This is a genomic window from Rhizobacter sp. (genome assembly GCF_031412075.1).
Lineage (GTDB): Bacteria > Pseudomonadota > Gammaproteobacteria > Burkholderiales > Burkholderiaceae_C > Rhizobacter.
Genome location: NZ_JANOCG010000450.1, coordinates 1 through 8,161, shown reverse-complemented (window position 1 = coordinate 8,161; position 8,161 = coordinate 1). Strand labels below are relative to the sequence as shown.

Below are 8,161 nucleotides of genomic sequence, written 5' to 3'. Positions count from 1 at the left end.
CGAAAGGAACAGGAACAAGGCCGGGAAGGCGAGATAGAAATGTTCCTCGACGGCCAGTGACCAGTACACGTCGGTGAACGGCGCGATCGGCGCCTTCCAGCCCGCCCAGATGATTTCGTAGTTGGTGAGGTGAAAGATCTGCCCGACGAGAAACCACGGCTCCACCAGGTCTGCGTACCAGCCGTACAGCGCCGCGGCGATCAGCACGAGATAGAAGGTCGGGAAGATGCGCAGCGCCCGGCGCAGGTAGAACAAGCGGATGTTCACGGTGCCAGTACGCTCGGTTTCTTGCCGCATCAAGGTGGTGATCAGGTAACCCGACAAGAAGAAAAACAGGGTGACGCCGAAATGGCCAGGGACGACCCGTGGCACACCCGCGGCCATCATCGCGTGAGACAGGAAGACCAGCAGGATCGCGATGCAGCGCAGGCCGTCGAGCGACGGGATGTAGAGGCCGCGGTGGGTGGAGGTCATGGCGCCAGGTGTTGAAAGAGGGTTGTATGCGTCAGGCCCGGGCGTGTCAGTTCGCGACGCCGCGGCGAGCAGGTGACGCGACGCGCCCATTCGCTTGTGCCGCGGCTGCCAGCTTGGCGCTGGAAGCTGCAGCCACCTCGCCCCGTTCGACCAGGCGCATGTACCCGACCGCGAGGCCGGCCAGGCACCAGTAGAGCGGGTAGACGAAAAAGATGGGGCTCACCGTGCCCATGATGAACAGCACCCCTACCAGCGTGGCCAGCAAGGCGCGGCCGAGCGTGTGCCGTTCGTCGCGCTTGTCGAGCTTCAGCATGCTTGCGAAGACACCCGCCATCGCAACGAGGATGATCGAGAAGAACAAGCCCAGTGACACAAAGCCGCCTTTGAGGGCGATCATCACGTAGGTGTTCACCAGATCGATGATGCCGTCGCTGCCTCGCAGGTCTTCGATCGCAGGGGTGGTGGCAAAGTCGAAGTTGCCGAACATCGGGTTTTGAAGAATCACCTTGAACGCCACTTCGGCCAGGTGCTCTCGGCCATCGACGTTTCTGGAGTCGACCGTCCCGATCCAGGGGAGGTGATCGATGATGACGCCACCGGCCTGGGTGGAAAGCAAGACCGGCAGCGACAGCAGCAAGGCAAGCACCAGCTTGGACAAATTGCTCACCGCACCCGGCCCGAGCAGGATGAACAGCGCAATCATGCCGCCGGCGCCCAACCACGGCGCCCGGGCGAAGGCGCCGATGATGCCGGCGATCATCAGCAGGAACCCGAGCCGGCGCATCCACAAGTTGGGCACCAGCGTTCGCACATACAGGTACAGGCCGATACCGACCGCGCAGGTGTAGCCCGCCACGATCGACTGCTCCGCCGTGCCTTCGGCGCGAAGCATGCCCGAGCGCAGCAGGTAGCCACGGTCACCCAGGCTCACCCCCAGGGCGTTGTCGAGTGCCGCGTAGAGCAGCCAGCGGCGGGCGAACTCGATCGCGACGATGGCGCAGAAGATCATCACGCCCACGGTGAACGCGCCCAGCGCATCGCGGAAATCCTTCAGGGTGCGCAGCGAGCGACTGCCGGCGTAATACAGCAGGAAGACGTTGGTGAACTCGTAAAAGACGCTGTCTCTGATGACGCTGGTGAAGGTGCGGTAAGGCAGCGTGAGAAACACCTCGAGCAAGAACATGCCGATCAGGAGCTTGTCGCACAGCAGTCGACCGAAGGGCTCGACGCCGGGCTGCTTGCGCAGCGAAAAATAAAGCGGCATCAGCAACAGCAGCGACAGCATGCGCAGCGGCTCGATCACGAACAGCTCTTTCATGATGCCGAAACCCGGGATCGACGCTGCCAGGCGCGGCAGGCAGAGCATGACGGCCAGGTAGAGGGCAAAACGATTCGAGTCGCGCTTGCCCGCGTAGAGCAGTGCGAACGCCGCGATGCCCACGAAGAGCCAGTAGTTGTGCGCCAGGAATGCCGAAAGCGTCAGCGCGAACCAGAGGTTGCGCCGCAGCTTGAAATCCTCGACTGAACAGGCCAGTGCGGTGATGGGTTTTTTCGCGAGCGCGAACACCGCCACTGCAATCGCGAGGATGAACACGAGGGCTCGAAGATGTTCAGGCAACCGGCGTCCTCCGGTGGGGCGAACCCGCCGCGGGCAAAAGCGGGGTGTTTGATGTGTGTCTCGGCGTGCTGGCCGGATGAAGGGCGCTATGGGTGCAAGCGTTGCTCGGCACAACCAGAGACCGTCGCGGGGCAGTGTAGTTCCACGCAGAGGGGCGGGTCTCCCCCGTGTTCACAGGTCGATGATCCACAGTCAGCGGGCCGTGTTGTCCAGGGTGTGGAAGCTGGTCTGTGGCGTGAGCCCGTCCAGGCGGTGGCCAAAGGCCTCGATGTGGGGGCGCCAAAAGTCCAGGTCGTAGCGCGCCCACGCGTGGCAGCCGAAGGGCAAGCGCTCGCCGTTGAGTTTGTACAGACGGCGTGGCAGCGCCTCGAACGAGAACTCGCGCGCCTGGTGGAGCGAGGCTACGCGAAACCAGCCCAGGTGCCGGTTCACCACCAGGCCCCAGAAGTTGTCTTCGCCGCGCTCGAACACCAGGCTCGGGTACTCGCCTCTCAAGATGCGCAGCAGATCACCCGGGACGCGGCGCAGGGCCTGCAGGGGCTCGCGCCTCGCCTGGGAGGCCAGCAAGCGCAGCCACAGCCAGGCCGAGCGTCGCCCGCGCAACATCGAAGAGACCTTGCGCAGCGAAAACCCGCCGTTGCCCACGCCCAGCACGGGCGAAGAATCGTTTGCCACCACATGCCCCTCGAACCACGGCGCGCCGATGTAGTCGAGCCCGGTGGCACACCATTTCTCCAGCTCGTCCCGGAACACGAACACGTCCAGCTCATAGAACAGCACGTACTCGTAGGCCTGGTAGCGCTCGTACAAAAAGGGCTCGATCTTCAGCTTGGTGAAGTTGGCGTAACTCGACTGCCAGTGCGGCGCGATGTGATCGATCTCGATGTTCGGGATGATGGCCCGGTAGGCGCGGGTGTCCATGCCCTCGGGGCACACGAGCCGGATCGGGTGATGCCCCAGCACCTTGAAACACTGGCGCAGGGAGATTTCTTCGAGCGGGGTGATGGTCGGCTGGTGGACGGTGATCAGGACGACGACCCGCATGGGGATTCCTCTGTTGGGGGTGGCTTGCGTGCAGCGCGCATTGTTGCTGCTGCCGGCGGTGGCCGAACCCACCTGATCGCGGGCTTGGCCCCTTGGCCCGCGTGACTCAGGTCACGCCCACGCGAGCTGAGCTCTTGCCAGGGGCAGCTCGCGAATGCGGTGGCCGGTGGCGCGAAAGATCGCATTGCACACGGCCGGTGCAATCGGAGGCAGCGCCGGCTCACCCAGGCCGCCGATCGGGTTGTCGGAGGTGATGAAGTGAACTTCTATCACCGCCGGGGCGTCTGCCATTCGCAGCAGCGGGTAGTCGTTGAAGTTGCTCTGCATGACGCGGCCGCGTTCGATGTCGACCCGCTGGAACCAGGCCGCGCTCAGGCCGTCGACGATGGCGCCTTGCACCTGGGCCTCGGCGCCGCTCAGGTTGACGACCTGCTCGCCCACGTCGCACACACACACCACCCGGTCGACCTTGAGGCGGCCTTCGGGGGACACCGTCACCTCGGCCACCTGCGCGACATAGCCTCTGTAGCTCGCATGAAAGGCGACTCCCTGCGCCCGGCCGCGCGGCAGGGCGCGGCCCCACTGGCTCTTTTGCGCCACCGTTTGCAGCACGCGGCGCATGCGCGCCACCTGGTAGCCGTCGCCACGCGAAAAGAGGCCACCGGATCGCATCACTTGTCTGTCGCCCAGCAACGCGAGGCGGAACTCGACCGGGTCGCGTTGGGCCGCGTGCGCCAGCTCGTCGATGAAACTCTGCACCACCCAGGCATGCACGTTGGCCTTGGGCGCGCGCCACGCACCGGTCGGTATGCCGCACTCGATGACACTTTGTTCCAGCACGCAGTGCTCGACCCAGCGGCCAGGGAATTCATTGGCGTCCAGCACGCTGCCGGCCTGGCCGCCGCGGCCGAAGCAGATGCTGTGGTCATGCCAGGCCACCACCTCGCCACGCGGGTTGACGCCGCCACGCATGCGGTGGAAGCCGCCCGCGCGGTAGTGGTCGTGCTGCATCTCGTCTTCACGCGACCACACCAGCTTGACCGGCGAGGGCACACGTTGCGCAATCGCCGCCGCTTCGACCACGTAGTCGCTGCTCAGGCGCCGCCCGAAGGCGCCACCGCCGCGCAGGATGTGCAGGCGGATCTTCTCCTTCGGCAAACCCAGGCTTGCGCTCACGTGGTCGAGCGCCCACGACGGGCTCTGGGAGGCCGTCCACAACGCCATCACACCGCCCTCGAACGACGCGGTGCAGTTCAGCGGCTCCAGCGCGGCGTGCGCGATGAAGGGGTAGGCATACCAGGCCTCGACACGCTGCGCCGCGCCGGCCAGCGCGCTGGGCAGGTCGCCGTCCTGGCGGAACACGGTCGTGCCAGGTTGCTTGGCAAGTTGTTCGGCCTGCGCGGCGAAGCCGGCCCAGCTCTGGCTGGCGGTAGCGCCTTCGGCCCACTGCACCTTCAGCTTCTTGCGCGCGCTGAAGGCGGCCCAGGTGGAGTCGGCCACGATGGCCACGCCAGGCTGCAAGCCCAGCACGCCGCCAATGCCAGCCAGCACAAACGCGTCGCGCACACCGGGCAGCAACTTGATCTCGTCGAGGTTGGCGCCCTGCACCTGGCCACCGAACACGGGGCACTTCTCGTAGACGGCGTAGCGCATGCCGGGCAGCTGCATGTCGATGCCGAAGAGCGGCGCCCCGCTCACGATCTTGTCGTTGTCGACACCACCGACACGCGTGCCCAGCAGCTTGAAGTCTTTCGGGTTCTTGAGCTTGACCGAGCGCTCGCGGGGCACGGGCAGGGCAGCGGCCCGCGAGGCGAGGGCGCCATAACCGAGCGAGCGGCCCGACGCGCGGTGGTGCACCGCGCTCAGCGCCGCATGGCACTCGCGCTCGGGCACGCCCCAGGCTTGCGCTGCTGCGGTGACGAGCATGCTGCGCGCGGTCGCGCCGAGCACACGGAAGGGTTGGTAGTTTTTCAGCGTCGAGGTGCTGGCGCCGCTGAACTGGTTGCCGTAGGCCGCATCGAGATCGCCTTGTTCGACGACCACGTCTTTCCAGTCGACCTCCAGCTCTTCGGCCAGGACCATCGGCAGCGACGTCTTCACTCCCTGGCCCACTTCCATCTGCTTGGAAACGAGGGTCACCGTGCCCTCGGGCGAGATGCGAATGAAGGCACTGGGCTTGAAGCTGCCGTCCGGCGTCGTGGCGTTTGCCGCAGACCGCCTGGATGCGCCTTCAGGCGATCGCAGTGCGAATCCCAGCACCAGGCCGCTGCCGGCGAGGGCCGAGACCGCCAGGAAACCACGGCGGCCAATTCGCTTGATGCGCTCGGGATGGGGCGGCGTCTTCGTCACGGAGAAGTCTTTGCGGCAAGGGTGCGAATTATTTCACCGCCAGTGTGTTTCATTCGCAGCCTCCCTGCCCTCCACACGCCTATCTAGGGGGTCTGGAGGGGGCTTGTTGCCGCACATAATTCCGAGGGTTTTTGCGTAACCTGCAACGTTTGCGGCCACGCCATCGAGTGGAATTTGTTGTCAAGTAGGGGCCACCGTGCAACCCGTCTGAACGAGCGTTCCAGCGCTCACGAATCCCGGCTGGAATCAACCAAGAGCAAATATGGCGAATTCATGGCGTAGCGTCCTCATCGGTTCCGAGTCCTTGTTGATTCAGTGCGGGCAGGTGCTCGAACAAGCGGGCCATCAGGTGATCGCCGTGGTCGCCACCCGCCCCGCCATCCGCCGCTGGGCTGCCGGTCGAGGCATCCGCGTGTTGGCCGACACCCAGGCCTTGTTGGCCGCACAAGACCTGCAGCCTTTCGACTACCTCTTCAGCATCACCAACCTGTCGGTGCTGTCGGCCGACGTGGTGGCTTTGCCCACACGCGCCGCGATCAATTTCCACGACGGGCCGCTGCCCGAATACGCCGGCCTCAACACACCCATCTGGGCCCTGCTCAACGGCGAAGCCGGCCACGGCATCACCTGGCATTTGATGACCCAGGCGGTCGACCAGGGTGACATCCTGGTGCAGCGCCGCTTCGAGCTGTCTGACAACGAAACCGCGCTCACGCTCAACACCAAGTGTTTTGCAGCCGGCATGGACAGCTTCGAAGAGCTCGTCGCCGGCCTGGCCAGTGGCGAACTCAAAGGCCAGCCGCAGACCGCGGGCGTGCAGAAGTATTTCGGCCGCAAGGACCGGCCCGCCGCGGCTTGCGCCATCCGTTGGGATCAACCCGCTGACACCACCGCCACGCTGGTGCGTGCGCTCGACTTCGGCACCTATGCCAACCCCCTTGGTTCGGCCAAGGCACTGTTCAACGGCCAGCCGGTGATCGTGCCTGAGCTGCGTGTGAGCGAAACCAGCTCGACACAAACACCGGGCAGCATCGTCTCGGCCGATGCACAAGGCCTGACGGTGGCCACCGCCGACTTTGACGTCGTGCTGCCCCGCCTTGAAAGCCTCGACGGCAGGCCGCTGGCCGCCTCCCCGCGCGCCGGCCAGCGTTTCGATCTACTCGACGACTCGACCGCCGCACAGCTCACCGCTGCCAACGCGGCCGTGTGCACGCATGAAAACTTCTGGCTGCGCCGTCTCGAAACACAGACCCCCCTGGAGCTGCCCTACATCGACCGCAGCGCGGCCCCGGTGCTCGAGAACTACCAGCACCTCGACGCCGAGCTGCCCGCCGGTGCGCCGGCCGATGCACGCCTGGCGGCCCTGGTCGGCTACCTCGCACGCCTCACCGACAAAGACGGCTTCGACCTCGGCTTCGCCGACCCCGCGTTGCAGACCGCCGTTGGTCAGTCGCCAGCCTGGTTTGCGCAACAGACCTTGCTGCGCGCCTCGGTCGATTTTTCGCGCGGCTTCGCTGTCTTGCGCGATGCGGTGCAAAACGAACTGCTGGAGCTGCGTCGCCGCACCTCCTATGCCACCGACCTGATCGCGCGTGTGCCCGAGCTGCGCGCTGCGGCCGCGCTCAAAGACCCGCGTGTGCAACCGGTCGCGCTGCTGATCGTCGACACGCTCGACGCTGCCCGCGCACAAGCCGGCAGCGAGCTCACCATCGCCCTCGCGAGCGATGGCCGTGCCAGCCGCTGGTTGTTCGATGCCTCCAAGCTCGACCGAGCCACCGTGCAAGCGATGCAGGAGCAAGCCGCTGCCCTGATGCGCGCCGCCGAGGCCGATGCGCAGCGCCCGCTGGCCGAGCTGCCCTTGTGGGGCGACGCCGAGCGCAGCCGTGTGCTCACCGAATGGAATGCGACCGACGCGCCCGTGCGCGCCGAAGCCTGCGTGCACCGCTTGTTCGAAGAGCAGGCCGCACGCACGCCCACGCACACGGCAGTCACCTGCGAAGGGGACTCGCTCACCTACGCCGAGCTCAACGCCCGCGCCAACCAGCTGGCACGTCGCCTCAAGTCACTGGGCGTCGGCCCCGATGTGCTCGTCGGCCTGTGTGTCGAACGTTCGGTCGAGATGATGGTCGGCCTGATCGCGATTCACAAGGCCGGTGGCGCCTATGTGCCGCTCGATCCGAGCTATCCCAAGGATCGCATCGCCTACATGGTCGAAGACTCGAAGGTGCCGGTGTTGCTGACACAAGCGCGTGTCGAGCTGCCCAAGCACAACGCGGCGGTGATCCAGCTCGACAGCGACTGGGCGTCCATCGCCACCGAGTCGGCCGACCCTTTCGACGGCGGCGCCGAGCCGCAGCACCTGGCCTACGTGATCTACACCTCGGGCTCCACCGGCAAACCCAAGGGCGTGATGGTCGAGCACCGCAACGCCGTCAACTTCTTTGCCGGCATGGACCACCACCTGGGTGAAGACCAGCCCGGCACCTGGCTGGCCGTGACCAGCCTGAGCTTCGACATCTCGGTGCTCGAACTCTGCTGGACGCTGACACGTGGTTTCCACGTCGTCATCGCCACCGGCGAAGAACGCTCGGGTGCCGCGCCGCGCGGTGCGCACGCTGCACGCCCGCTCGACTTCAGCCTCTTCTACTTCTCGGCCAACGAAGCCGAAGGCGAAGG

5 protein-coding genes are annotated in these 8,161 nt (G+C 65.8%); 1 reads left to right on the top strand and 4 read right to left on the bottom strand.

Going from position 1 to position 8,161, the window contains the following annotated elements; all coding sequences use genetic code 11:
• The 4 genes from RMO40_RS17080 to RMO40_RS17065 form a co-directional block, all read right to left on the bottom strand.
• The coding region (locus RMO40_RS17080) for an acyltransferase family protein (protein WP_309724012.1) at positions 1–474 on the bottom strand (474 nt) is incomplete at its 3' end.
• Between the two features lie 46 nt (positions 475–520).
• On the bottom strand, positions 521–2,092 hold the full coding sequence (locus RMO40_RS17075; RefSeq protein ID WP_309724010.1) for a hypothetical protein: 1,572 nt from the start codon (positions 2,090–2,092) through the stop codon (positions 521–523).
• Between the two features lie 192 nt (positions 2,093–2,284).
• Entirely contained in the window at positions 2,285–3,136 is an 852-nt protein-coding gene (locus RMO40_RS17070; protein ID WP_309724008.1) for a DUF5672 family protein, read from the bottom strand.
• Positions 3,137–3,247: 111 nt separating this feature from the next.
• The gene (locus RMO40_RS17065) at positions 3,248–5,485 is read right to left on the bottom strand and encodes a molybdopterin cofactor-binding domain-containing protein (RefSeq protein ID WP_309724006.1); all 2,238 of its coding nucleotides are present in this window, start codon (positions 5,483–5,485) and stop codon (positions 3,248–3,250) included.
• Between the two features lie 304 nt (positions 5,486–5,789).
• Here RMO40_RS17065 and RMO40_RS17060 point away from each other — a divergent pair.
• A partial coding sequence (locus tag RMO40_RS17060) for an AMP-binding protein (protein WP_309724004.1) occupies positions 5,790–8,161 on the top strand: 2,372 nt, incomplete at its 3' end.

Bases quoted from the DNA above. Each gene is read 5' to 3' on its own strand.
- RMO40_RS17070 (WP_309724008.1), bottom strand. From the start codon at position 3,136: ATGCGGGTCGTCGTCCTGATCACCGTCCACCAGCCGACCATCACCCCG.